General features: G+C 34.5%; 27 protein-coding genes and 1 other RNA gene. 8 read left to right on the top strand and 20 right to left on the bottom strand.

The features are described from left to right. Positions 1–81: 81 nt before the first annotated feature. Complete coding sequence (locus CRO00_RS13845; protein ID WP_237658425.1) at positions 82–651, bottom strand: hypothetical protein; 570 nt, start codon at positions 649–651, stop codon at positions 82–84. A gap of 346 nt (positions 652–997) precedes the next feature. On the opposite strand from CRO00_RS13845, the gene CRO00_RS13840 reads away from it, so the two are divergent. Continuing rightward, the gene (locus CRO00_RS13840) at positions 998–1,393 is read left to right on the top strand and encodes a hypothetical protein (RefSeq protein ID WP_097074259.1); all 396 of its coding nucleotides are present in this window, start codon (positions 998–1,000) and stop codon (positions 1,391–1,393) included. A gap of 423 nt (positions 1,394–1,816) precedes the next feature. Here CRO00_RS13840 and CRO00_RS13835 read toward each other — a convergent pair whose 3' ends face one another. The 4 genes from CRO00_RS13835 to CRO00_RS13820 form a co-directional block, all read right to left on the bottom strand. After that, positions 1,817–1,969: a YpzG family protein gene (locus CRO00_RS13835; RefSeq protein ID WP_097074258.1), complete on the bottom strand. Its 153-nt coding sequence runs from the start codon at positions 1,967–1,969 to the stop codon at positions 1,817–1,819. 139 nt (positions 1,970–2,108) lie between these two features. Beyond that, a complete protein-coding gene (locus tag CRO00_RS13830) occupies positions 2,109–2,264 on the bottom strand; it encodes a YpzG family protein (protein ID WP_097074257.1) in 156 nt (51 codons plus the stop codon). 81 nt (positions 2,265–2,345) lie between these two features. Continuing rightward, positions 2,346–4,073, bottom strand: a complete 1,728-nt coding sequence (locus tag CRO00_RS13825; protein WP_097074256.1) for a methyl-accepting chemotaxis protein — start codon at positions 4,071–4,073, stop codon at positions 2,346–2,348. Between the two features lie 306 nt (positions 4,074–4,379). Next, entirely contained in the window at positions 4,380–5,114 is a 735-nt protein-coding gene (locus tag CRO00_RS13820) for an urease accessory protein UreH domain-containing protein (protein ID WP_097074255.1), read from the bottom strand. A 114-nt stretch (positions 5,115–5,228) separates the two neighbouring features. Here CRO00_RS13820 and CRO00_RS13815 point away from each other — a divergent pair, with 114 nt between their 5' ends. Both CRO00_RS13815 and CRO00_RS20330 read left to right on the top strand, forming a co-directional pair. Next, on the top strand, positions 5,229–5,531 hold the full coding sequence (locus CRO00_RS13815; RefSeq protein WP_097074254.1) for a YunC family protein: 303 nt from the start codon (positions 5,229–5,231) through the stop codon (positions 5,529–5,531). 22 nt (positions 5,532–5,553) lie between these two features. Continuing rightward, entirely contained in the window at positions 5,554–5,691 is a 138-nt protein-coding gene (locus CRO00_RS20330; RefSeq protein WP_202615681.1) for a hypothetical protein, read from the top strand. 315 nt (positions 5,692–6,006) lie between these two features. Here CRO00_RS20330 and CRO00_RS13810 read toward each other — a convergent pair whose 3' ends face one another. Further along, a complete protein-coding gene (locus CRO00_RS13810; RefSeq protein WP_097074253.1) occupies positions 6,007–6,354 on the bottom strand; it encodes a rhodanese-like domain-containing protein in 348 nt (115 codons plus the stop codon). Between the two features lie 194 nt (positions 6,355–6,548). Between CRO00_RS13810 and CRO00_RS13805 the strand changes: the two genes are divergently transcribed. Further along, on the top strand, positions 6,549–7,601 hold the full coding sequence (locus CRO00_RS13805; RefSeq protein ID WP_097074252.1) for a GH25 family lysozyme: 1,053 nt from the start codon (positions 6,549–6,551) through the stop codon (positions 7,599–7,601). A gap of 46 nt (positions 7,602–7,647) precedes the next feature. On the opposite strand, the gene CRO00_RS13800 is transcribed toward CRO00_RS13805, so the two are convergent. The 3 genes from CRO00_RS13800 to CRO00_RS13790 form a co-directional block, all read right to left on the bottom strand. Then, on the bottom strand, positions 7,648–8,463 hold the full coding sequence (locus CRO00_RS13800; protein ID WP_097074251.1) for an undecaprenyl-diphosphate phosphatase: 816 nt from the start codon (positions 8,461–8,463) through the stop codon (positions 7,648–7,650). 155 nt (positions 8,464–8,618) lie between these two features. Then, positions 8,619–8,808, bottom strand: a non-coding RNA gene (gene ssrS, locus CRO00_RS13795) — 6S RNA. A gap of 114 nt (positions 8,809–8,922) precedes the next feature. Further along, complete coding sequence (locus tag CRO00_RS13790) at positions 8,923–10,176, bottom strand: MDR family MFS transporter (protein WP_097074250.1); 1,254 nt, start codon at positions 10,174–10,176, stop codon at positions 8,923–8,925. A gap of 164 nt (positions 10,177–10,340) precedes the next feature. Between CRO00_RS13790 and CRO00_RS13785 the strand changes: the two genes are divergently transcribed. Next, entirely contained in the window at positions 10,341–11,438 is a 1,098-nt protein-coding gene (locus CRO00_RS13785; protein ID WP_161946697.1) for an alpha/beta hydrolase, read from the top strand. A 52-nt stretch (positions 11,439–11,490) separates the two neighbouring features. On the opposite strand, the gene CRO00_RS13780 is transcribed toward CRO00_RS13785, so the two are convergent. Continuing rightward, positions 11,491–11,991 (bottom strand): pyridoxamine 5'-phosphate oxidase family protein, encoded by a 501-nt coding sequence (locus CRO00_RS13780; protein WP_097074248.1) that lies wholly within the window; start codon positions 11,989–11,991, stop codon positions 11,491–11,493. A 189-nt stretch (positions 11,992–12,180) separates the two neighbouring features. Between CRO00_RS13780 and CRO00_RS13775 the strand changes: the two genes are divergently transcribed. Continuing rightward, complete coding sequence (locus CRO00_RS13775; protein ID WP_097074247.1) at positions 12,181–12,408, top strand: phosphate-starvation-inducible protein PsiE; 228 nt, start codon at positions 12,181–12,183, stop codon at positions 12,406–12,408. Between the two features lie 100 nt (positions 12,409–12,508). Next, on the top strand, positions 12,509–12,775 hold the full coding sequence (locus CRO00_RS13770) for a YqhV family protein (RefSeq protein WP_237658424.1): 267 nt from the start codon (positions 12,509–12,511) through the stop codon (positions 12,773–12,775). Here CRO00_RS13770 and corA read toward each other — a convergent pair whose 3' ends face one another. From corA to CRO00_RS13755, 3 genes are read right to left on the bottom strand one after another with little or no spacing between them, the layout of a single operon-like run. Then, the gene (gene corA / locus CRO00_RS13765; protein WP_097074246.1) at positions 12,776–13,738 is read right to left on the bottom strand and encodes a magnesium/cobalt transporter CorA; all 963 of its coding nucleotides are present in this window, start codon (positions 13,736–13,738) and stop codon (positions 12,776–12,778) included. Between the two features lie 21 nt (positions 13,739–13,759). Beyond that, on the bottom strand, positions 13,760–14,551 hold the full coding sequence (locus tag CRO00_RS13760) for an alpha/beta fold hydrolase (protein ID WP_202615683.1): 792 nt from the start codon (positions 14,549–14,551) through the stop codon (positions 13,760–13,762). A gap of 25 nt (positions 14,552–14,576) precedes the next feature. Next, complete coding sequence (locus CRO00_RS13755) at positions 14,577–15,911, bottom strand: hydroxysqualene dehydroxylase (RefSeq protein WP_097074244.1); 1,335 nt, start codon at positions 15,909–15,911, stop codon at positions 14,577–14,579. A 141-nt stretch (positions 15,912–16,052) separates the two neighbouring features. On the opposite strand from CRO00_RS13755, the gene CRO00_RS13750 reads away from it, so the two are divergent. Beyond that, positions 16,053–16,907, top strand: a complete 855-nt coding sequence (locus CRO00_RS13750) for a manganese catalase family protein (RefSeq protein WP_097074243.1) — start codon at positions 16,053–16,055, stop codon at positions 16,905–16,907. 47 nt (positions 16,908–16,954) lie between these two features. On the opposite strand, the gene CRO00_RS13745 is transcribed toward CRO00_RS13750, so the two are convergent. From CRO00_RS13745 to CRO00_RS13710, 7 genes are all read right to left on the bottom strand, one after another. Then, positions 16,955–17,644 carry an ABC transporter permease gene (locus CRO00_RS13745; RefSeq protein WP_097074242.1) on the bottom strand — a complete coding sequence of 230 codons (690 nt, stop codon included), beginning with the start codon at positions 17,642–17,644 and terminating at the stop codon, positions 16,955–16,957. Next, complete coding sequence (locus CRO00_RS13740) at positions 17,644–18,558, bottom strand: osmoprotectant ABC transporter substrate-binding protein (protein ID WP_097074241.1); 915 nt, start codon at positions 18,556–18,558, stop codon at positions 17,644–17,646. Before CRO00_RS13740 ends, CRO00_RS13745 begins: the two co-directional genes overlap by 1 nt. Further along, a complete protein-coding gene (locus CRO00_RS13735) occupies positions 18,555–19,202 on the bottom strand; it encodes an ABC transporter permease (RefSeq protein ID WP_097074240.1) in 648 nt (215 codons plus the stop codon). Before CRO00_RS13735 ends, CRO00_RS13740 begins: the two co-directional genes overlap by 4 nt. Next, positions 19,199–20,383 (bottom strand): betaine/proline/choline family ABC transporter ATP-binding protein, encoded by a 1,185-nt coding sequence (locus CRO00_RS13730; protein ID WP_097074239.1) that lies wholly within the window; start codon positions 20,381–20,383, stop codon positions 19,199–19,201. Before CRO00_RS13730 ends, CRO00_RS13735 begins: the two co-directional genes overlap by 4 nt. 357 nt (positions 20,384–20,740) lie before the next feature. Continuing rightward, positions 20,741–21,061, bottom strand: a complete 321-nt coding sequence (locus tag CRO00_RS13725) for an ArsR/SmtB family transcription factor (RefSeq protein WP_097074238.1) — start codon at positions 21,059–21,061, stop codon at positions 20,741–20,743. Beyond that, a complete protein-coding gene (locus CRO00_RS13720; RefSeq protein ID WP_097074367.1) occupies positions 21,061–21,483 on the bottom strand; it encodes an SRPBCC family protein in 423 nt (140 codons plus the stop codon). The genes CRO00_RS13725 and CRO00_RS13720 overlap by 1 nt, the downstream gene beginning before the upstream one ends. 665 nt (positions 21,484–22,148) lie before the next feature. Then, the gene (locus CRO00_RS13710) at positions 22,149–23,102 is read right to left on the bottom strand and encodes a bile acid:sodium symporter family protein (RefSeq protein ID WP_097074236.1); all 954 of its coding nucleotides are present in this window, start codon (positions 23,100–23,102) and stop codon (positions 22,149–22,151) included. Between the last annotated feature and the right edge of the window lie 186 nt (positions 23,103–23,288).

The raw sequence follows: 23,288 nt of genomic DNA, 5'->3' as shown, positions 1-23,288 counted from the left end.
TATCCCTATTCTTTCTAAAGAGTTTTTACTTTATTCGATAATAAAAAAACACCACCAACTTTTTGCTGGTGATGTTCACATTTATATAACCATTGAGTACTCTTTTGGTAAATCAGTACATAAGTGAGCTAATTGACCTTCATACTCTAATTTAAGAGCTTCAATGTTTTGTAAATCGTATGGAGATATTAAGGCATGGGGTTTTTGAAAACTGAGCAATTCTCCTTCATTTAATACTCGCGCAACAAATTCAGAGCAAAAATATGCATTTTTACGATGAAGTGGCTTATTAATAATAAATGAAATAAGTCCTAATAAATTGTATCGGTATAAATGCTTTTCTTTCTCAATTTTATTTATAAATGATCGCATTTTTTCAATTTGATCTTCCGTTACATTACAACTATAAATTGCACATCTAGCATTTATAAAAAGACCTTGTCGCACATCTTCATATACAAAGCCACCGACAAAAGGATTACGAGGTTTTTTACGTCCGAAACTATATACTTCCATCAGTTGCTCATCAAACACAATGGAAGCATGATTATAGGGCTTTTTTGTATATAACTTAATCATCTTCGTTAGCATTGAGCCAGTGTCAGTGAATAATAAGTATATTTTTTTCCTCTCCATAAAAATTCCTTTCAAATTATCGTCTTTTAATAAAAATATAATAGATTTAAAACCCTTTGGTAACCGACTATAGAGTTAGTTTCATATCCGTCTAGGGACCTAGAATGCTTTAACTAGTTTCTCTTTATTAAAATGTTTTATTAGGGCAGATTATAGAGTATTTTAATATTGCGTTAGATATGAACATTAACATAAAAAAAAATAAAACACTAGCTTTATAATTAAATTTCCTTTTTTCTTAACATTCTTGTAAATAAAATGTCGCATAATTTTATTTCCTTAATGTTCCATATAGTCCAATCTTAATGTTATAATCAAAAACGAAAGTAGTAATATTTTCTATAGAATGGAGGAACCTATTATGAAAATAGACCGTGACATTTTATTACTAGAAAAAGCTATTGGTAAGAGCGATTATTCACTAGCTCGTAAGATTATTGAACTAAATGAAGAAAAATTTAAAAGACCTTATATCCGTTCTAAATTAAGTATGGAAGCACTGACTCTACTTAACTGTGTCCATGATTTAAACGACGAAAGTAATAAAGAATTATATTCAAGAGAAACGCAACTAATTATTCGTCATATAAATAAATTAGCTTATGATTGTAGATTTTCTGAAATTAAGCGTTTCACATTTTTACAAAAAGACCTTTTATCAAATCCAAAGATATATGGTGCTTTAAGCTCAGATGCAAAGGCATTGATTGCACCGCCTGATAGTCAAGTTGAAGCTGACTATACAGTGATGAATTAAGACATTGTCATCCGGTGACCTCTTAGGATAACGAGCAAAAGACGACTAGCCTTGGAAGAACTGATTCAACTTTAAACAACATTTCGAGAAAGAATCTCTATCTATCCCGAACAAAAGTAATTAATAAATAATAAACAAAAAACCCGGAAAACTAAGTTTCCAGGCTAATTTCATAATTTGAGATTAGATTCTTTTCCAGACATTTTGGGTGGATTTTCAAACTTTGAATTGTTCTCTGCGTTAATCATAACGAAAATCCCTCCTAATAATCATTTCGGGATTGTTGTAATGAAAATATTGATAGTACGAACTCTTTCTACCCTTCAATACCAAAGCTATTTTCTTTTGCTTATTTATTCATTTTCTGCAAAATAAAAACCCGGAAAAATCCGGGCAATGACTCACTGAAATCTTCATGATGCTTTAAAACTGTCTAGCTTTCGCTTCACTTCTCAAAATTTGGTTTTGAAGAGAAACCTCCATCTGACCATTCATTCGAGATTTTTGAATCTTAGGCTTTCCCCAGTTTCGGTGATTCTTCAGAGAATTCGAGCCAAATAGACCCTTCCTACCCATTCGATAACACCCCTGTTCATCATGTTTGATTCCCTAATGTGAAATCATATTTAGTATTGATCAACTCACCTAATTTATACAAAAAAAACCCGGAAAATTCATTCCGGGCATAAGATTCACTAAAAATCTCCATGATGCGCTAAAGCTGTCTAGCGTCAAAATCGCCTTCCCTCAAACGTTGGTTATGCGGTGTTACTTTCGTTTCACCATTCATTTGAGATTTTTGAAATTTCGGCTTTTCCCAGTTTCGGTGAGTCTTATCAGAATTTGGATCAAGTAGACCCTTTTTACCCATCGATAACACCCCTTATTCATCATGATTGATTCCTATAGTGAAATCTTTTTTAGTATCGAACAATAAAACGTTTCTATACTTTTAATTTTTTTCGAACGTAAATTGGCCTACCATTTCTTCTAACTGTTCCGACATTTCTCGTAATTGTTCAATAGATGCATATACTTCTTCAGTTAATGCTAACTGACCTTCTGTAAGTTCTGCAAAATCAGTTGTTTTATCAGAGGATTGTCGGGCAATTTCAAAGACTTCATTAATAATTTCTACTATTTTTGTACTACCTTGAGAAAGTTGTGCAATCGTTGTATTTACTTGTTCAATTTGATCTGTTACAACATGAATTGCATTATTTATTTTGTTGAAAACATCACCTGTATTAACCATTACGGTTGTTCCCTTATCAACTTCATGGTTACTGTTTATCATCGTTTCCATTGCATCTTTAGTTTTCATTTGTATTTCTTTAATTAACCCAGCAATACGGCTAGCCGCATCACCAGATTGTTCTGCAAGCTTTCGTACTTCATCAGATACAACAGCAAACCCTTTTCCGTATTCTCCTGCACGTGCCGCTTCGATGGCTGCATTCAAAGCTAGTAGATTTGTTTGACTTGCAATATCTGTAATCATTACCACAATTTCATTAATTTCGTTGGATTTTTCACCAAGATCTTTAATAACTTCTGAAGAATGATATTGAGTATTCTTTATTTTTTCCATTTGTTGTATTGCCTGTTCAAGCTGAGTCTTACCATTAATAGAAGTTTCATTTGCAATTTCAGACGAAGAGGATACTTCCGCTATATTTTTTGATATTTGTATAATCTCATTCGACATGACTTTAATCGTATCAGCTGCATTCCCAATTATATCTACTTGGCGTTTAGCTCCATACATAATATTATGTATCGCTTCTGTTAAGTTCTCGGTCATATTCGAATTGTGTTCCGCTGTGCTAGACATTTCCTCTGAAGAAAGAGTTAATTTTTTCGAACTATCATCAATCGTTCGAATCATATTTTTTACATTATTAACCATGTCGTTGAAGGAATTCGTAAGCTCGCCAATTTCATCTTTTCGAGAAGTTTCTAAGCGAACGGTAAAGTCCCCCATTTTAACTTTACGCATTTCCATTGTTAATTGTTTTAATGGGCGATTGATCATACGTGCAACGAAGTAAATCACACAGACAATAACAAGAAGTGCAATAATTGTATAGACTATTACTTCTCGTTTTTTATCGCTCATAAGTTCGTAAATACGGTCGCCATTGTAATCTGCGCCAATTAGCCCAATCATATCGCCATTAGAATTTTTAATGGGAACATAGGCTGAAACGTTGGCACCATATTCTTTATCATATGTGAGTTCTCCTACTTGAGTTTCACCAGTTTCAAACGTATTGATTAATGCCTCATATTCATTTTCTTCAACATCGCCAATAGTTGATGCATCAGCTGAGTCTAAAGGAAATCCGTCAACCACATAAAAGTATTCGTATGTTCCACTGTCATTACTTCTTCTGTTCATTGTATAAAGGTAATTTAGACCATTTGTTTCTTTAATATCATTTAGTATTTCCCGAAGTTCATAGTAGTAGTCTGTTTCGCCTGTTTCAGGAGTTATTTGCTCATATTGGTTTGTATCAATTTTAGTTACAGCCTTCTCAGCAATTAGCTTTGCTTGTGAACTAATGGAATCCACAACAAGTCTTGTAGAAGATTCATAGATTAAATAACTCATAAAGAGCGTGGAAATAATAAAAATTGATGAAAAAATCACAAGCATTTTTGTTTGTAAACTTTTCATAGATACCTCTTCTTCTATTAGATTTCTTTTTTCCTAATAACCTTTTACCTCATTAGGACTTTAATATTATTATGTATCTATTGATAAGAAAATTCCATAAATTTCGTTTAGAAATGTAGTTTTTTTATATAAAATCGTGAATATAATTTTCATAATATATTACTATATGGCAAGTTTTTTTATGTTTGTTTTGACAGATGTAAAAGAGGTATGTTTAGTTTTCGCTCTATACATAAATTCCAATTTCTATTGCAATTTTGGCCTTCATCCGCTTTATGAAGAAGACCAAACCACTAGAATCCTCCATTACAACCCCCAGTAAGTGATTGTATCGAAAAAGCCTATAATTACTAATATTACCCCTGCAAATCTGTGAACATATAATCCAATCCCTTTGCTTCGTTTTAAAATAATCCGTTTCGCATCGAACGCTTCAATAAGAGCAAAAATGATAAGTAGCGGAATCGAAGTTGCCAAACCAAAAAATGCTGGTAAAACAAAGCCGTATGATGTATTGACTACTGTTGGCATGAGCCAGACAAAAAATAATACGAACATCGTAGGGCAAAAAGCGATTGAAAAACTTGCACCTAAAAGAAAGGAGCCGAGTTTTCCTTCTTTCATGACTAGTGGTATTTTCGTTGTTAAACGATCAATGAACCTTAATTTCAATATTCCTAATAATAATAATCCTGTAATGATTAACAGTGGTCCAATAATTTTACGGAATATTGGAAAATAGATTGTCATTTCACGCTCAAAGACTTGTCCAAATATCCACGCTAACCAACCAATCAAACTAAATACGAGGACTTTCCCTAAAATAAAGAAAGCCAACTCTTTCCATATACTTTCTCTTTGAATCGTTCGATATCCATAAAAGGTAATGGCACTTATATTGCCAGTTAATTGACATGGTGCAAATGCGCCGATCAGTCCTAATAGGATGGCTATAATCAACGGCGAATGCTCATAAGAATTTAAGAAAGTAGAAATTGGTTCACTAAAAAAATTGCTTATATTTGAAAGCAAATTATACATATAACTAACCCCTTTCCACTCTAACATTACTATTTTGCAAATTGTTTTAAAAGAGTATACGGGAACACTTTTCGCCTAACTCCATATTTTATATAGAGGAAAGGAGCGAAAAAAATGGTTTCAATAGAGCCAATTGAATTAAACGGACACATGTTTACTGCCGTTACTGTGCGTTTGCCAAAGACAACATTGTTAACTGTTTCAAATGAGAACGGGTATATTATGTGCGGTGCTTTAGATGTCGGCCTTTTAAACAGTAAATTAGCAGATCGAAAAATCATTGCAGGTCGTGCCGTTGGGGTTAAAACAATTGACCAGTTACTAAAAGCTCCACTAGAGTCAGTTACGTATGAAGCAGAAAAGTTAGGTATTGTAAAAGGCATGATTGGTGAAGAAGCATTACTGAAGATGATTTAGCTTAGATAGGACATGTAATAAAATGATTAAACCAAAAAGGATGATGACAATATCAAAAACTTGTTTCCTTCCATGCCTCACACTAATATTGGAAGATGATCGATTTGATATTGATCGGTGGGAAGATGATGGCGGTCGAAGTCTTGTAACAGAAAGATAGGAACATTTATATTAAGATACTTAAAAAACGCAAGGGCACTGAAAAAGTCGATTTTAATAAATTTTTATAATAAAAATACGCTCAGATCTTTTAGGAAGTGGGATTCACGAAGACTCCTACGGGAACAGCTTGAGCTGAAGACCCCGCAGGAGCTTGCGACGAGGAGGCTGAAGCCAAGCCCGTGGAAAGCGAAGTGAATCCCACCTTCTATTTAGAAGCAAATAATTACTATAAATTTTTATCGGTATTTAGTTTTTCAGTGGCTTCAAAAAACGCAAGGGTGTTTTTTATAACATTCTTGCGTTTTCATTTGTGTTACAATCCTTTTATTTTTAAGTATTCCTTCCAGGCAGTAATACCGCCTTCTAAAACTACAACATCATATTCCTTCTCTGCCAGTATGTTCGCACATTTTGTTGCAGAATTTCCTGTTGTACACGTTACAATTACTTGTTCATTTGTTGGCAAAGAATCAATAATTTTTTCATTACTTGTTTCTAATTCAAAAATATCATTTTTATTTATGTTGAGCGTTTCGATATGTTTACCTTCTATATGATAATCGTTGTATTTTTCCTCAGCTCTCACGTCTAAAAGTACTAACTTTTCACCCTCCCTCATTTTTCCAAATAACTCTTCTGGTGTAATGATTTTAAGTGTCAATTTAAATTACCCCTCTATATTTGTAAGTTCTATTATTACTTTACCACTATTCTTCCACGTCATGTGCACTAAAAAACAATCAATTTGCTATTCCCCCTCTTTATATAAAGGCTATTACAATTTATCCATTACATCTGCTCAAACACTTCTATTCTCTTTGCATAGTTTGTAGTGAGATAGGAGGTGAAATAGAGATGAAGATGATTCGTAGACTTCTAATAATAGTTTTGTTTTGCACAAGTTTTTTACTATCTACTCACAGTGGCTATGCAGTTGAGCCTGAAAGTACAAAGGAGTATTTTGGGATAGATGTTAGTAGGCATCAAGGGGATATCGACTTTGAAAAGGTTGCAAATGCAGGTGTTCAAGTTGTATATATAAAATCCAGTGAAAGTTCTAGTTGGGTTGACCCGTATTTCGAGAAGAACTATAAAGGGGCAAAATCAGCAGGTCTTAAAGTTGGATTTTACCATTACGTCATTGCTCGAACAGTTGAGGAAGCAAGAAATGAAGCAAATTTCTTCGCAACTTTAATACAAGATAAAGAGTATGATGCAAAGCCTGTGATGGACTTTGAAGATTTAGAAGGTTTAAATGCTGAGGAAGTCAATGTGATTGCGTTAGCTTTTGCAGAAGAAGTTGAAAGACTTACAGGTAAGGACGTTCTAGTCTATAGTAACGCCCACAACGCAACAAATGTATTTGATGAGTCTTTAACGAAGTATTCATTATGGCTTGCACAATATGACGGAAACGTACCGTCAAATGAAGTAATTTGGGACACATGGGCAGGATGGCAATATTCCGACACAGGAACTGTTGATGGTATAAGCGGCAATGTGGATTTGAATACTTTCAATGATGGAATATTTTTAAAAGATTCATCTTTAGTGGAAGAGCCTACTAGAACTCCGGTATCAACCCCAACAACATCAACCTATACAGTAAAACCTGGAGATACCCTCTCTAGTATTGCAAGAAACTATGGAGTTACAGTAGCCTCGATTGTTGAAGAGAATAGTATTAAAAATCAAAATTTAATCTACCCTGGTGATACATTGATTATCAATTCTGATATTCAGAGCAGCAGCACAAATGTCAATTATGTAGTGAAATCCGGAGATACACTTTGGAAAATTGCAAAGAGATACGGGACATCTGTCAATTCTATTGTTCATGAAAATAATATACAAAATCCGGATTTAATTTATCCGGGAGATACGTTTAAAATTCCTATAACGAGATAATTGCAATAAGAGCGTTAATTTATTTAACGCTCTTTCACATGTTCTTTTAGAAAAATATAAGAAGCAATGTACCGACGATGAAGCAATAATAAGTAAAGTAAACTAATTTCCCATTTTTCATGATGCCCATAAACCATCTCATTGCAAAATAAGTCATGAAAAGCGTTGCAATAAAGGCAGCTAAATATGGAATTGCTAACTCTGATTTATTTGGTTCATTCAGGAAATCCGTAAAGCCTAAAATTACCCCTCCAACACTCACGGGGATATAAAGCATAAAAGAAAACCTTAGTGCTGTCTCTTGTTTCATGCCAACAGCAATTGCAGATATTATGGTTGCACCCGAACGACTAATTCCCGGAGTCAAAGCTACTGCCTGCCCTAAGCCAACTAGTAAAGCATCCTTTACTGTTAGATCGCGCTCATCTTTATAACCTTTCATATTGCGAATAATCCAAAGGGCTATACCTGTAACAAATAGCATCATGGCAATCGTGGTCATACTAACATTTTCAGCAATAATATCATTTAATAACACACCTAAGGCACCAGCTGGAATGGTACCAACAATAATAAAGATAACAAAGCGAAAATCACTTCGATAACGTTTATTTTTCGTTCTTAGGTAAGCTATTGAATTTGACAGAAGCCTTCCTATGTCATTGCGATAAATAAAAAGAATTGCAAATAGAGATGCCGTATTTGTTAATATCGCAAAGGTAAATCCTTGTTCGCCTAGGCCTAATATTTCACTTGCAATCATCACGTGTCCACTTGATGATACTGGAATCGGTTCGGTAAAGCCTTGAACTAGTCCAATAATTATCATTTTAATAATATATAATATATCAAGCTCTTCCATGTCATCCTCCCTAATCATGACTACTCAATAACATTAACGAATTTTAACTGGGAATTGTTTCCGGAAAATGTTTTTTACGAGTATCACAACAATTGCCTAAAAAAAACACCCTTACATGAGTTTGTAAGAGTGTTTACTAGCTTTATAAATAAGTATTACAAGCCGCCTTGCCGTATTTATTATAGAAAGTTTTAAACCACCACTCCTCAAAGTGGGTGTTCGCAAAAGATTTCCTGTATATCATCATTCACAAGTGTGATGCCCGCCATTCCACCTTCTATATAAAACTCCCTTTTACAGCTTAAAGGTTAAAACTTAATATCGTTACGTACAACGCAGCTCTATAAATTATTTTATACTTTAAGTTATCACATATTCAAGTAAGTATCTTCTAAGAGAAAAGTCAAATAATTAATAATGGTATTAAGGTAAAATAGTGAGATGTTTCACCTTTATCACTTATATTTCAACACTTTGAACATCTGATTGGATATTGACTAGCTTTCTCTTAAATAACCCAGTATATAATAATATACTACCAGCTAAAATAATAACTCCCATATAAATTGACATTTGAGAAGGCATTAAAAATACCCCCATAATAATACTAAAACGTGCGATTAAATCTCCTCCTGTATAACCTAAATTGGCAAATGCAGCATAGGATCCTCTTTGATCTTTTGGCATCATATTCGCCTGTTCTGCATTGACAATAGGAGAATAAATTAGTTCACCCATAGTGGCTACAAAGGTAAAGAAAATTAATACATACCAGACATTACCCGAAGTAATCGCCATATAGCCAATACCGTAAATAATTAATCCAAAAATGAGTATCTTCTTCGTGTTAAAACGATCTGTTATTCTTGTAACGATAAAAGTAAGTAATACTACAATTACCATATTTTCTACGTTTAGAATACTTAACATTCTGACGCCACTAATTTCAAAATTCCCTAAAAAAATCGAATCAAAAGACTCCACTAACCGAACTCCGATGTAATTGTTTAATGTTAATTCAGCTCCAATAATCAGCATTGATCCTACAACAACCTTTACAAAAGGGCCATCTTGAAGGGCAATTTTATAATTATTTAAAACATCAATGAGTACGTTTTGATGCTTTTGTTCTAACAATACTCTTTCTGTTTCATTCAACCAAAGCATAAAGGCTATAGAAATACATACTAACGTTACTGTTAAAATAACAAACAATAGAATTTGATGGTTTACGTATAGAAGGCCACCCGCTGCTGTTCCAATCGCCATTGAAAGATTGACAAGCCAGTAATCCGCAGCGTAAATATATTTGCGGTTTTCTGGAGTAGTTGAATCGATAATAAGTGCGTCCATCGTAGGATATTCCATACTACTCGTTATCGTAAAGGTAATATATGCAATAGCAAATAAGCCAATAAGTTTGTTTTCAGGTATTAAGCTGATGGTCATCAATAAAAACATAAGCGCACTTAAAGATGACGTAACAAGCAAGATTTTTTTTCGGTTAAATCGATCCGAAACATAGCCGCCAATCAAATTAAAAATAAAGCTGATAATGACCGTTATGACTAAAAAAATCCCCGCCCATACTTTACTTAAATTTTGTGCAAAAAATAACGCCATAAAAGGCATGATTGCGGATGAAGTTAAACGATTAAAAAATGATGTAATTAGCCGGACTTTTACATTTTGCGGAAAGTTTCCCCACTTCATATTTTCCCCTCCTATACTCTTTATAACAGAGAGAAGATGTGGAAAATAGTGCTTACATAATTATAATTATTTAATGCCTATATTTTTGCATTGAAAATATGAATTAGGAGCAAAATACTTTCGTTATGAGTGTACTAATTCAAAAGTTAAGAGGTGTTAGTAGATTGCGAAAGATATTACTTGTAACTAGTTTGTTTTTGTCCATATTTACTGTAATCCCTTCTCAAGCACAAGAATCAAACGAGGTTAATACATCACCTACAACTACAAATATTACAATTTCAGGCAATGCCAATTCTGATTTGCTCAATCAATTTACAACAATCTTAAAAGAGAAAGAAGAAAAGAGTTTTGTTGAGGTGGAAACAGATTCTGGTGATCCCCAGTTTATTAAGTTGAACCAGTTCAAAACTTATTTGAACCTTCCTTATGCGAATACAAAAAATCCACGTCAACAACTCGATATTATCTATCCATCAGTTGGAAACGCTCCATATAAAGTTATTGTTAATTTCCATGGAGGCGGTTGGATTTCAGGGAGTCGAAAATCAGCAAACCACTCTGCTGTTATGCTAGCAACTCAGCAAGGCTATGCAGTAATCAATGTAGGCTATCGTTTAGCTACTGAAGAAACATGGCCAGCCCAACTTCACGATGCAAAAGCAGCCATAAGATTTATAAGAGCTAACGCAAGGAAATACCGATTAAATACAAATAATATTGTAGTATGGGGAAACTCTGCTGGTGGTCATATTGCAAGTATGTTAGCCGCTACAAATGGTATGAAGGATATGGAAGACCTTACGTTAGGTTATGAAAAGTATTCTTCAGATGTACAAGGTGTGGTTTCATTTTATGGCATATCAGACGTTACGCACTTACGGAATGAAGGAGTAAACTATGCGAATGCATTATTAGGGTTTAACGTACAAGAAAATCCTGACAAAGCTCGCTTAGCAAGTCCAATCGAATACGTTTCTGAAAATTTTCCACCTATTTTTATTATCCACGGTACTAATGATCAAGTCGTGCCTTTTGAACAATCAGTAAAGTTTGCTGAAAAAATAAATGCGGTAACCGGTAAAAATCAAGCACATCTTAAACTATTGATCAAAGGAAAGCATGGTGATAAAAATATTAAAAGTGTGGAAAATGTTGATGAAAGCCTAAATTTTGTAGATAAAATTATGTATCCTGAACGAAAAAATCCATACCGTACAAAAAGATATAAAGAAATCAAAACTACTACTGAAGTAGAATAAACAATCTGCACCTTGTAGAAAATTTTCTACAAGGTGTTTAGATTAAACAAGCTTAATGTCCCATCGCATCACTAAATTTCCCTGTAATTTTTTCAATTTCCACTTCGAAAAGTTCTGTTTTTGGAAGTGCAGGGTACCCACCTTTTTCGAAAGTCCAATTTGGATCCCCATATTTTTTCCATAAACAATCGTAGAACCACTCTTTTTTCGCATCTTCTTCAATATGTTTAATCGTTCCAAAAATTACAGCACTCGTATAGCCAAGCGCAGATTGACATGCATATTTTTTCCCTGGTACGATATCGCCCATTTCACTTATTTCAATACTAACTCGAGGATTGTTTTTAACATTCGACCAAAAATGGCTTTCTCGTAAATTACCTATATGTACATATAGTTTTGTTCCTTCTTCATATACAAAAACAAAGGGAATGACATATGGATAACCGTCTTCACCAACTGTTGCTACGTGCGCTACCTTTGCGTGTTTAATAAAATGGTATACTTCTTCTTCTGAAATTTCTCGTCTTTTATTGTTAATTGTACCTCTCACTCAAAACACTCTCCCTTCTATTAAATATATATTCTAAATACTTCTTTCATATCCTCTATTTTCATATACTTTTTTATAGAATCTTTTAGAATTTATAATTATATTAAAAACATATCCTAACCTTTATTTCTAAAAGATAAAGAATATGATAGAATTATTTATAGTAAACATACTAGGGGGTAAAATATAATGGCTAGCAATGCATTAAAAACTAATGCTAAAATCTCTCCAGAACGTGTAGATGAAGCATTATCAATTCGTGACCGTTTAATTATCGAATTATTAGTAAGCGTACTTGATGAAAAGTTAGTTATTGAACGTCATATTTTAAAAGAACGTTTAGCAAATCTTGTAGAACTTGCAGATTACGATGCAGAGTTAAAAGAAACGATTCACGGTATTGTTGCTAAAATGTAATGATTAAAGGAGGCAAAAATTATGCCTCCTTTTTTATTTGGTCATATTATAAATGGACAAACATACACTTTCAACATACATACTACTAGAGGAGGATGTTATGTTAGAAAGTGCACTTTTATATATGGTCATCTTAAGAATCATCTCTGGAAGCATTGAAATTACTGCAGCTGGCCTCATGTATAAATTTCAATCGGTAGAAAAAGCGCTAGCCATCAACTCTATGCTCGCACTTGTCGGACCAACAATTTTAATCATTACAACTGGTATTGGCATTGCTGGATTAAGCGAGAAAATTTCCTTTTTGAAAATGGTTTGTTTATTTAGTGGGGTCGTACTAATCTTAATTAGCTTAAAGATGAAATAACTACTTAAACCAGCCCCGTCGTTTGAAATAAAGTAGCATTGCAACACCAATAATGACCATTACTGATAGAGATAAAAAATAACCATACTTCCATTGAAGCTCAGGTATATTTTCAAAATTCATTCCGTAAATACCCGCGATAAATGTCAATGGTGCAAATATCGATGTAATAATGGTTAATAGTTTCATGACATTATTTGTTTGATGTGAGTTTAAAGACAAATAACTGTCGCGAATATCTGAAGTGACCTCACGATTGGACATGACCATTTCCGATAATTTCAACAGATGATCATAAATATCTGAGAAATATTCCCTTCTCTCACCAACACGATTTAAATTTAAATGATGAGAATTTAACATTCGATATAATAAATCACGCATTGGATTAATCGTATGCAATAAATTTAATAACATATTCCTTGTTTCAAACAACTCATTCATTAGACGATTCATAGATTTACTATTTGAAATCTCAATCATTTTTTCTAAATCATCTTCAATACGATAAATAATTGGAAAATAGTTATCGACTATTTTATCTAAAATTTCATAAAAGACATAATAAGTATCACAATCCACTAAAGATTCCATAGACAAAATGTGATTCCAAACTTTCGACACCTCAATGGACGGAACTTTGTGAAAGGTTACAATACAGCTTTCACCTACAAAAAAGTCAAGTTCATCTTTAATGATTGTCTTGTTTTCTTCCCGAACGATATGCGTTACATAATACGTATAATTTTTATAATAATCTAGCTTCGGTCTTTGAAACTCCTGTACACAATCTTCAACCGCTAATGGATGAAAGTGAAAAGTGTCAGAAAGGTACTTAATTTCTTCTTTTGTCGGTTCACTAAAATCAACCCAAAACCATTTATAATTTGATAACACTGCATTATTAATGGAAACATTTTTCTCAAGATGATTATCTTTTGTTATTCCTATAAAGTTTATCATTGAATAAATCCTTCTTAGTCGTTATATCATAAAAGGGTTTTCCATTTTATAAGCTTGAATAAACTGATGAATCGCCTCATGTAATTTGTGAGGCGCTTTTGTTGGGATGTGGTGTTGTTCTTGATTTAAAATGACTAATTCGTTGTTCGGGAGCTTGCTGTGTAAAATTTGAGCGTACGGTAGGAACGTCTTGTCCTTAGAACCATAAACAAGCAGAACAGGAGCTTCAATTTTTGTAAGCAACTCCGTACAGTTGAACAACATACTATAGCGCAAGTACTGTTGAATGTTAACTGGATGACCTTGCACCGAAGCTTTTTTTAACTTTTTTGATATATTTCGTGTATCAGAATTTCCTTTTACAATTGATTTAGCTAAAATACCTATCGTCTTCTTCTTTGATAATCTAATCGCAGTAGCTATTTTAAGTTTCAACTTCCAATCATTCACCTCAGACATACCACTAATGATGATTCCACCAAATGCGCGTTCTGGATGTAGAAGTAGCAATTCCAATAAAACAGAACCGCCAGTTGAATACCCACAAAAAAATGCCCTTTTTATTTTTAATGTTTCTAAAAGCAATAAAACATCCTTAACGATTAGGGGATACGTAACTGGATGCTTGGAATATCCACTTCTACCATGACCTCGTATGTCAAATACAATAATTTGATATTTCTTCGATAAATGTTCAAGTTGATACGTGAAGTTGGTGCTTGATAAAAGGGGAGGATGAATAAAGATAATCGGTACTCCCTCTCCCTTCACTTCATAATAAAGTTCAACGCCATTACTAATTATTTTCGGCACTATCATTGCACCTCATCCTCATTAGTTAACTTTGTAAAATGATTTTTGCTGCTTTTATTCCGGAAACTACAGCTCCTTCCATTGTTGCAAAGTAAGGCTGGCGTGTATAATCACCTGCTAAAACTAACCCTTCTATCGCAGTTTTCTGTTCCGGTCTATATCGATCATTATTTGGCTCTAAACTATAAAAATCTTCAGGGCGACTAACAACTCGATAATTTGTTAAGCTTGATTCTAAATCTAACCCAAGCTCTTTTCCTTCTTTTTGAACTTGCCTCACAATTTCCTCATGATCCATAGTTAAATACTTTTCAGGTGGAGTTAAAATGATTGAAAGTCTCCCAGGTACATGGGTAAAAGTAGAACGAGATTGCTCTGCAAAGCTAGCTAAAGAAGTTAATGGTCCAAAGGTTGTACGATCATATGGCAAAACTGGCTTTGTAAACTCCATTTGCACCGTAACAGCAGGCATTGTCTTCAATTGAAATAATCTATGAAAAGCTGCATCATGTAAAAACGGTTCTTTTAAAATCGTCTTTGCACTACCTATATCTGCAGCAAGCACTATATAATTTGCATTTACTGTACTTCCATCTTCCAAAATAACTCCTTTTACCTTTCTATCTTCAACTAATAATCTTTTAACAGGAGATTCCGTTCTAATCTCTCCCCCAAGCTTTTTAATATAGTTTGCAATTGGCTCTGCAAATAATTCAGTCATACCGCCGAGATAGCCACCTATTCGCATGCGATAAAAGCGCTGAATTGCAGGTAAAAATAGACCGAAAAATACCTTACATGAATATCTTTCAGGAGGTAAGAAAAAGATTCCTGCACTAAGTGGGATTACTGCATAATGTAAAGCATGTTCACTAACATGATGTTTTTTCGCGTAATCTCTTACGCTTGCCCGATCAAGTGAATCTGGGTTTTTCAAATATTCAATAAAACCATTGACAAAAAATCTGGCCAAAGATAATTTATCCTTCCATGAAAGAATGTCGTTATTCCCTAGCACCCCTTTTAACATATCAATAGGACCGAATATAGGCGACATACCAAAAGTGGCAGTATCTTTCTTCCCTTTTATTCGCACATCAACATTTTCTTCCCATTGAACAATTTTGTCTGGATCTACACCAACTTTCCTTAATACTCTTGGCAACTCTTTATAATATCCAATATGCCGATGAAAACCTGATTCTACAATCATCCCGTCTTCATCCCAGGATGACGTCCTTCCACCAATTACTTTTTCCTTTTCAAAAATAATGACAGACTTCCCATTTTCAACTAGTTCAAGAGCAGCGGTAAGACCAGCCAATCCTGTTCCTATAACAATCACATCAAAATACTTCATTAAATACCAACCCTAACATTATTATTACTATAAAGTTTTAGCCAAACTTAGTATTTTTAAGCGTTGTAACAATGGGACATTTTACTTTTTAGAATAAATTACATTTTTAGAGCAATACTTTTTTTGAAGGGAGGAATTACAATGTATTTTTATAAAGAAGATTTGATTAATATGATTGTTCCAGACAAACCCGATCCAGCAGCAGCAAAAGTATTACAGGAAACTTTAGGTGGACGTTTTGGTGAAATGCGCACAATGATGCAATTCTCCTTCCAAAGTGCAAATTTTAGAGGCAAGGCAAAACAATATCGCGATCTTATTCGGGGTATTTTTCTAGAAGAAATTAGTCATGTAGAGCTTGTTCAAACAACGATTAACCAATTATTAAATGGTGCCGGTGAGTATGGTGTTGGAAACGCAGGAGTTGACCAAGCACCACTTGATGAGGCGATTAAACATGCCAACCCTCATCATTTCATTATGGGGGCGCAAAGTTCGTTACCTGTCGATGCTGCAGGAAACCCTTGGAACGGGAATTATGTGTATAGTCACGGAAATCTAGTAGCTGATTTACTCGATAATCTCGTTCTTGAATCTACTGGTGTTCTTCAAAAATCGAGAATTTATGAAATGAGTTCTAATAAAACATTTAGAGAAACGTTAGCGTTTTTAATTGTCCGTGACAATGCCCATCAAAATGCATTTGCTAAAGCTTTAGAGACATTAGGAGTAGATTGGGCGAAACTATTCCCTGTTCCTAACTATGATATAAATAAATATCCGGAATGCCGCAAATATGTAGAGATGGGCTTCCATAACGCATTCTTCAATTTCCGATTAGACCCTACTCGTGTTGGTGAAATCTTTAATGGTGAATCCCCAAGTCGAAACAGTGGCGAATTACAATTAGTTGACCCACCAACACCACATCCGGTTCCTGAACTACCTGAAATGCCAAATGAACATAGCCCCGGATTATGGGATTTAAACAATTAAGAAAAAAAGTGCTCGTCAAAAATCATTGACGAACACTTTTTTTGTTACTAAACCGTTTGTATAGATTTTTTCTGGTTCCGTTTCACTGGGTCTAATCTTCTTTCGATGATTCCTAATATAATGTCAGCTAAAATCGCCATTAGAGCTGTTGGAAGCGCACCTGCTAAAATGATGGCAGTTCCGTCAGTTGCATTTGTACCACGAATAATGATATCACCAAGACCACCTGCACCAATAAAGGCGCCTATTGCCGTAATCCCTATGGCAACTACTAGTGCAATTCGAATACCCGTTATGATAACCGAAAGAGAAAGCGGAAGTTCCACCATATATAATACTTGAGCTTTGGTCATCCCCATTCCACGCCCAGCATCTGTCACACTTTTATTGATGTTTGTAATTCCTACATACGTGTTTTTGATTACTGGTAGCAATGAATACAAGAATACTGTTGCGATGACTGTCGTTTTCCCAAGCCCAAGTACGAGCATGATAATTGCCATCAAAGCAAGAGCAGGTATTGTTTGTATAATGTTTGCAATGGTCATCACAACAGTTGATAATTTTCCATATTTGGAAACTAAAATCCCAAGCGGAATACCAACAAGCGCTGCCAATAACACACCGTAAATTGAAATTAAAAAGTGATCAAAAAACTGACTAAACACATATAAACTATTTTCTTGCATATAGAAAAAAAATTGTTCAGTTGTCGACATTTGAGTCATATCCTTCATTACTTTTCACCTCCAGAAAAGTAATTGTGTTCAACTAAAAATTGTTCTGCAACGACTGCTGGTTCAATCAAATTATTATCCGCTAAGAAATTTAACTTTTGCATTGTCTCTGTTGAAATCTTGCCAACTAGACGATTAATTGCTTCATGTACTTCAGGTTTTTCCTCAAGCAGCTCGGAATCCGCAAAAGGACTTGCATCATATGGCGGGAAGAAATTTAAATCGTCTTCCAGAACGACTAAATCGTAGGAGGCTATTCGTCCATCTGTCGTATAACCTAAAACAACATCCAGTTCCCCAGAATTAACTGCTTCATATACTAAACCTATTTGCATCGGGTACGTACGTGCAAAATCAAAACCATATGTTTCAACAAATGCTTTATAGCCATCCCCTTCACGATTCATCCAAGACGTATCAACCCCTGCTTCAAGTTCACTTGCAACAGCAGCTAAATCACTAACCGTTTTCAAGTTATACTTATTTGCAGTTTCCCTCGTCACCATAAAGGCATATGTGTTTTCAAATCCGTATGAATCATAAAACGTTTGTTGAAAACGATCTGCAAAGGCTTGTTGAACAAATGTTAATGCTTCTTCTGGATCTTTCATTGGTTCTGCTTGTAGTGCTCCCGTTAAGTCTGTTCCTGTATAACGAACGGCGGATAAATTTGCATCCCCATTTATCATTGCTTGATGGACAACAGTACTTGAACCAAGGTTATTAATGATTTCTACCTTTTCATCCGTATAATGCTCAATCATATATTTCATCATATAAGCTAAAATTTGCCCTTCCGTTGTTACAACAGAGGCAATCTTTAGTTCATCGTTGTCCTTACTAGTTGTTAAATTACATGCGCTAACTAACAATGTAAGGATAAGGACGATTAGAAGAAGGAATCTCTTTTTCACGATGCACGTCCCCCTTCTAAACGTAGCCCCTTAGGAGTTACGATTTTTTCAAGCTTACCTAAAATGAAGTCCGCTAACAGTGCAAGTAATGTCACAATAATCGCTCCACCTAAAATCAGCTCTGTTTGATATAAGTTGAGACCATTAAAAATAAAATCACCTAATCCCCCAGCTCCAATATATGAAGCTAACGTTGCCCATGAAATTACATACACTGCCGATAATCGAATTCCTGACATAATGACAGGTATTGCAAGGGGTAGTTCTACAAGAATAATAGATTGTAGGTTTGTCATACCCATCGCAATCCCGGCACCCTTTGTATTTTCATTCACGGAATGCATTCCAATAAATGTATTGTTTAAGATTGGTAATAGCGAGTAGATACATAATGCAACGACAGCTGGTACCTTTCCTACACCAAAGAACGGAATCATTATAGCGAGGAGTGCAAGAGATGGAACTGTTTGCAGTACGCTTGTAATACTTAATACAATTTTTGAAAGTAATTTTGTTTTAGATAGTAATATACCCAGAGGAACTGCGAAAAGGACACCTAGTAAAAGGGCAATCATCGAAATATAGAAATGCTCCCAGGTTTTCAGTAAAATTTCCGAACTATTTTCAGTGAAAAAAGTAATCATTGGAGACTCAACTCCTCTATAACAGCACTACCAGCTGCTACTTCTCTAGTTGCTGCTGTTGGCTCTTCATCTCCCCAAATCGTATCATAGACAATATCAACAATATTTGCTCGTGTAACTAATCCGACCAATCGGTGCTCCTCATCGACTACTGGGATATTTTTTAAGTTGCGCTTTAAAATTCTGCGGACAGAATCTTGCAATTTGGAACCTGTTTTCACGTAGAATACATCTGTCTCATAAACTTCCGATATACTTTTTGATGTTCTACGTGCTCCAGTAAAGCCTTCTACATCTAAATATCCTTGTAGTCGATTGTCGCCATCCGTTACAAATAACGTGTCTACGCGCTTTTCCACCATTAATCGAATGGCTTCATCGATACTTTTTTCAATTGTAATAGAGATTGGTTTAATCATGACTTCATCAACTGTTTTCACATTTGGCTTTTGTTGTATAAGCCTGTGTGATCCGATGAATTCTTTAACAAAATCATTGGCTGGATTTGCTAGGATGTTATCAGGTGTGTCAAACTGAATAAGTTTCCCTTCATGCATAATGGCAATCCGATCTGCTAATTTTATTGCCTCATCCATATCGTGGGTAACGAAAATAATCGTTTTATTTAATCGTAGTTGAATGTCTTTGATAAGGTCTTGCAGGGTATCACGGGTAATTGGGTCAAGAGCGCCAAAAGGTTCATCCATTAAGATAATGTCTTGGTTTGCGGCAAGAGCTCTTAAAACACCAATGCGTTGTTGTTGACCACCTGAAAGTTGCGACGGGTAAAAATCTAAATAGGATGGTGGTAAATTGACAAGTTCAATTAAACGGCGAGCCGTCTCATCTTTCTTCTCTTTCGACCATTTTAATAAATGTGGAACGAGCGTAATATTATCACGAATCGTCATATGTGGCATTAAACCGATTTGTTGAATCACGTAACCGATACTCCTTCGTAACGTAACGGCATTCATTTTCGTAATGTCTTTACCATTTAGCAACATTTTTCCGCTAGAAGGCTCCACCATTCGATTAATCATTCGAAGCGCAGTCGTTTTTCCACTACCACTTGTGCCGATAAAAGCAATAAATTCTCCTTGTTGTATCTCAAGATTTAATTGTTCGACGGCAACTTTTCCACCTCGATAAATTTTTGTTAAGTTCTCAATTTGTAACATACTTCTCATCACTCCTTCCCCTTTAATTTTATCTAGACTTCGCATCCAATTTAAAGGAAAAACCGTTTTGCAATATGTAAATGTGACAATTTAGTGAATTTTTATTATAAATTTTGTGGCAAATTTCTTGTTTTTTTATTTAAGTAATCCATCGTTAACCCTTGGGATTACTGTCCTTACTAGGCGGATGATAAAAAGCCTCGTTGAAATAATTTTCAGAAAATTTAAACTTATTGGGACTTGACAGAAAAATCACCTTTTTCTAAGAGAAAATGTTGCAAAATGTAGAGAAGTAAAGAGCAAATAGAAAAGCAATCCCAATACCTAAAATGGCAATGGGATTGCTTATTAATTTTCCTAATCTCTTTCTACAATATATTTCAATTTGTTTACTTTGTTGTGCCAAAATTGTTCAAAGTAAGTTAACCAATCTTGTAACTCTTGTAATGGTTCAGGTTGTAAATAGTAGATTTTTTCTCGACCATTCTTTTCTCCGCGCACAAGACCTGCTTCAGTTAACACATTTAGATGCTTCACAACAGCGGTTCTACTGATGTCAAAATGCGACGATATCTCAGCAATCGATTGTTTTTGTAGCGACAATAAATAAAGAACATCTCTACGTGTCGGATCTGCTATCGCTTGAAATACGTCATACTTTGGCAATTTTTCGGTCATTACCCTTCTACCAAATGTTTTAGTTTTTGAATAATGCCACTCCAACCTAAATCCATCGTTTTACGTATTTCAGTATTTGGACGTCCAGCTTTCGGCACAATCGCCCCAACTTCATTCCAGCCACCATGAATTAGTGTAAATTCTGTTTCACCATCATTTTCTTCTAATAAAAATGAAACAAACCAGCCATCTTTATCCCATTGGAACGATATTTTGTTTGGCTCATCAATTTCATTTACTTTACATGGTGAAGGCCCAAAAGGAGATTGAATTGTAAACTCATATCCCTCTTCTAATTTAAAATCACTAGGCATAAACCATTGGGCAATCGCTTCAGCACTTGATACATACTCCCAAACTTTCTGAATCGGTGCTTGGATTGTTACTTTTTGAATAATATCTGGTAAGTTTGATTGTTCAATTGTCATTATAGTTGCTCCTTAACTAGTTCCTTCAAGTACCTCGATATTATATAGAACCAAATGGTGTTATGTCAATCATAAGAAAAGCGAAAAACTACCCGCAGTACGCTTTTCATTAATCTTCCTTACCATTTTAGTCTTCATGGTGGATGTGAAAACACTTTTTCTTGGTTTCCCATGTGATTTTTGTCTTCAAAGGGCTATGAAAACGTTTCATTTCCAAATGATTTCCGTCTTCATTAGTTATGAAGACAACTTTTATTATCTTTCCTTGCTATTTCTGTCTTCATAGTGGCTATGAATACGCTTTTCCCTGATTTCCCATGGGATTTTTGTCTTCACAAGTTCCGTTCCCTATATCAAATACAAAATGACCGCATATAGCAACGGCATTATCGTTAATATATATCCATATTTCCCTAACCTTTTAATAAATAAGAAAATAACGCCGATTAACCAAAGTGCTATGAAAAAAATATCAACATAATATTCTATCTCTAAGCTTCCATGTTCCAATATTGGGATCGAAACAAATAAGGCAAAAACTCCGGTCCATAAAATGTGGATAATTCTATATATTTTAAGTATCATGAGTACCTCCCTTTTAGTTACTGACGTATTAGAGTCATTAAAGATTCATTTAAATGTTATTTCCAAATAATGCTTCAATCATTAATTGGAGATACTCTCATTTTATATTTTTCTATCAATCTTCCAAATTGTGAAGCAAGAATTTGTTGAAATAACATACCGAACACAACTGGCATTACAACCTTCGCAGGAAAATACGTACTTGCAATCACGACACCTACCGCAATATTACGCATACCACCAGTAAAAACGATTGTTGTGACAATGCTAGGGTCCTTAAATAGATAGTGACCAATCACAAAACACATTGCATATCCTGATGCAGCTAATATTAAAACAACCATAATAATCCAAGCGATATCCCAAGTTATATTTTTCAAAAATGGCGCAATTGCACTGCTGTTAATCATTACAATTAAAAATAAGCTCAATTTCTGAAATGGCGCTAATGGTTTTCCTATTGTTTGATTAATATTCCCTTTTGTCCATTCATTTAGTATAACCGCAGCAAAAGACGGTAAAACGATCATCCATAATAAGTCTAGCATTATTGACATTGTGTCGATTTCAATAGTTTTCCCAACAACAACCTTGGATAATAATGGAATAACTATTGGCGAAAGCATTGTATCGATTAAAATAATGGATAAACAGAGTGGCAAATGGCCTTTGCAAATACTTACCCAAATAAAGCTCGTTACTCCTGTTGGTACTGCTACGGATAGAACAAATCCTATTGTTAATAAATGATCATGAAATAGAACAGTTGAAACAAAATACGCCCAAACTGGCATTACTATATGTAAAAATGCGATGGTTATTAAGATTACCCAAGGATACTTTGTAAAACTTCGTAATCCTTGAAAGTTCATACTTAAACTGCCGGCAAATGTCATAAATGCAAAAAGCCAAGGTACTAAAAACAGCAATTGTCCTCCCAAATCCTCAAGAAATACCCCAATAACTAAACTAGCTGGTGTTAATATTGGCATCATTCTTTGAAGAAATTGGTTTATTTTATTTAGCATTTGAAGCCTTCTTTCCCTATCTTACTAACTACACTATACACCTATTTTTCTACAGTGTTGTAGTGTAAATAAAAAAAGAGCCTCTTAAGACTCGAAGCCACTGAAAAACTAAATACCGATAAAAATTTATAGTAATTATTTGCTTCTAAATAGAAGGTGGGATTCACTTCGCTTTCCACGGGCTTG

Source organism: Ureibacillus xyleni (genome assembly GCF_900217795.1).
GTDB lineage: Bacteria > Bacillota > Bacilli > Bacillales_A > Planococcaceae > Ureibacillus > Ureibacillus xyleni.
The sequence above is the reverse complement of the archived record's forward strand: the minus strand, read 5'-3'. Positions and strand labels throughout refer to the sequence as shown.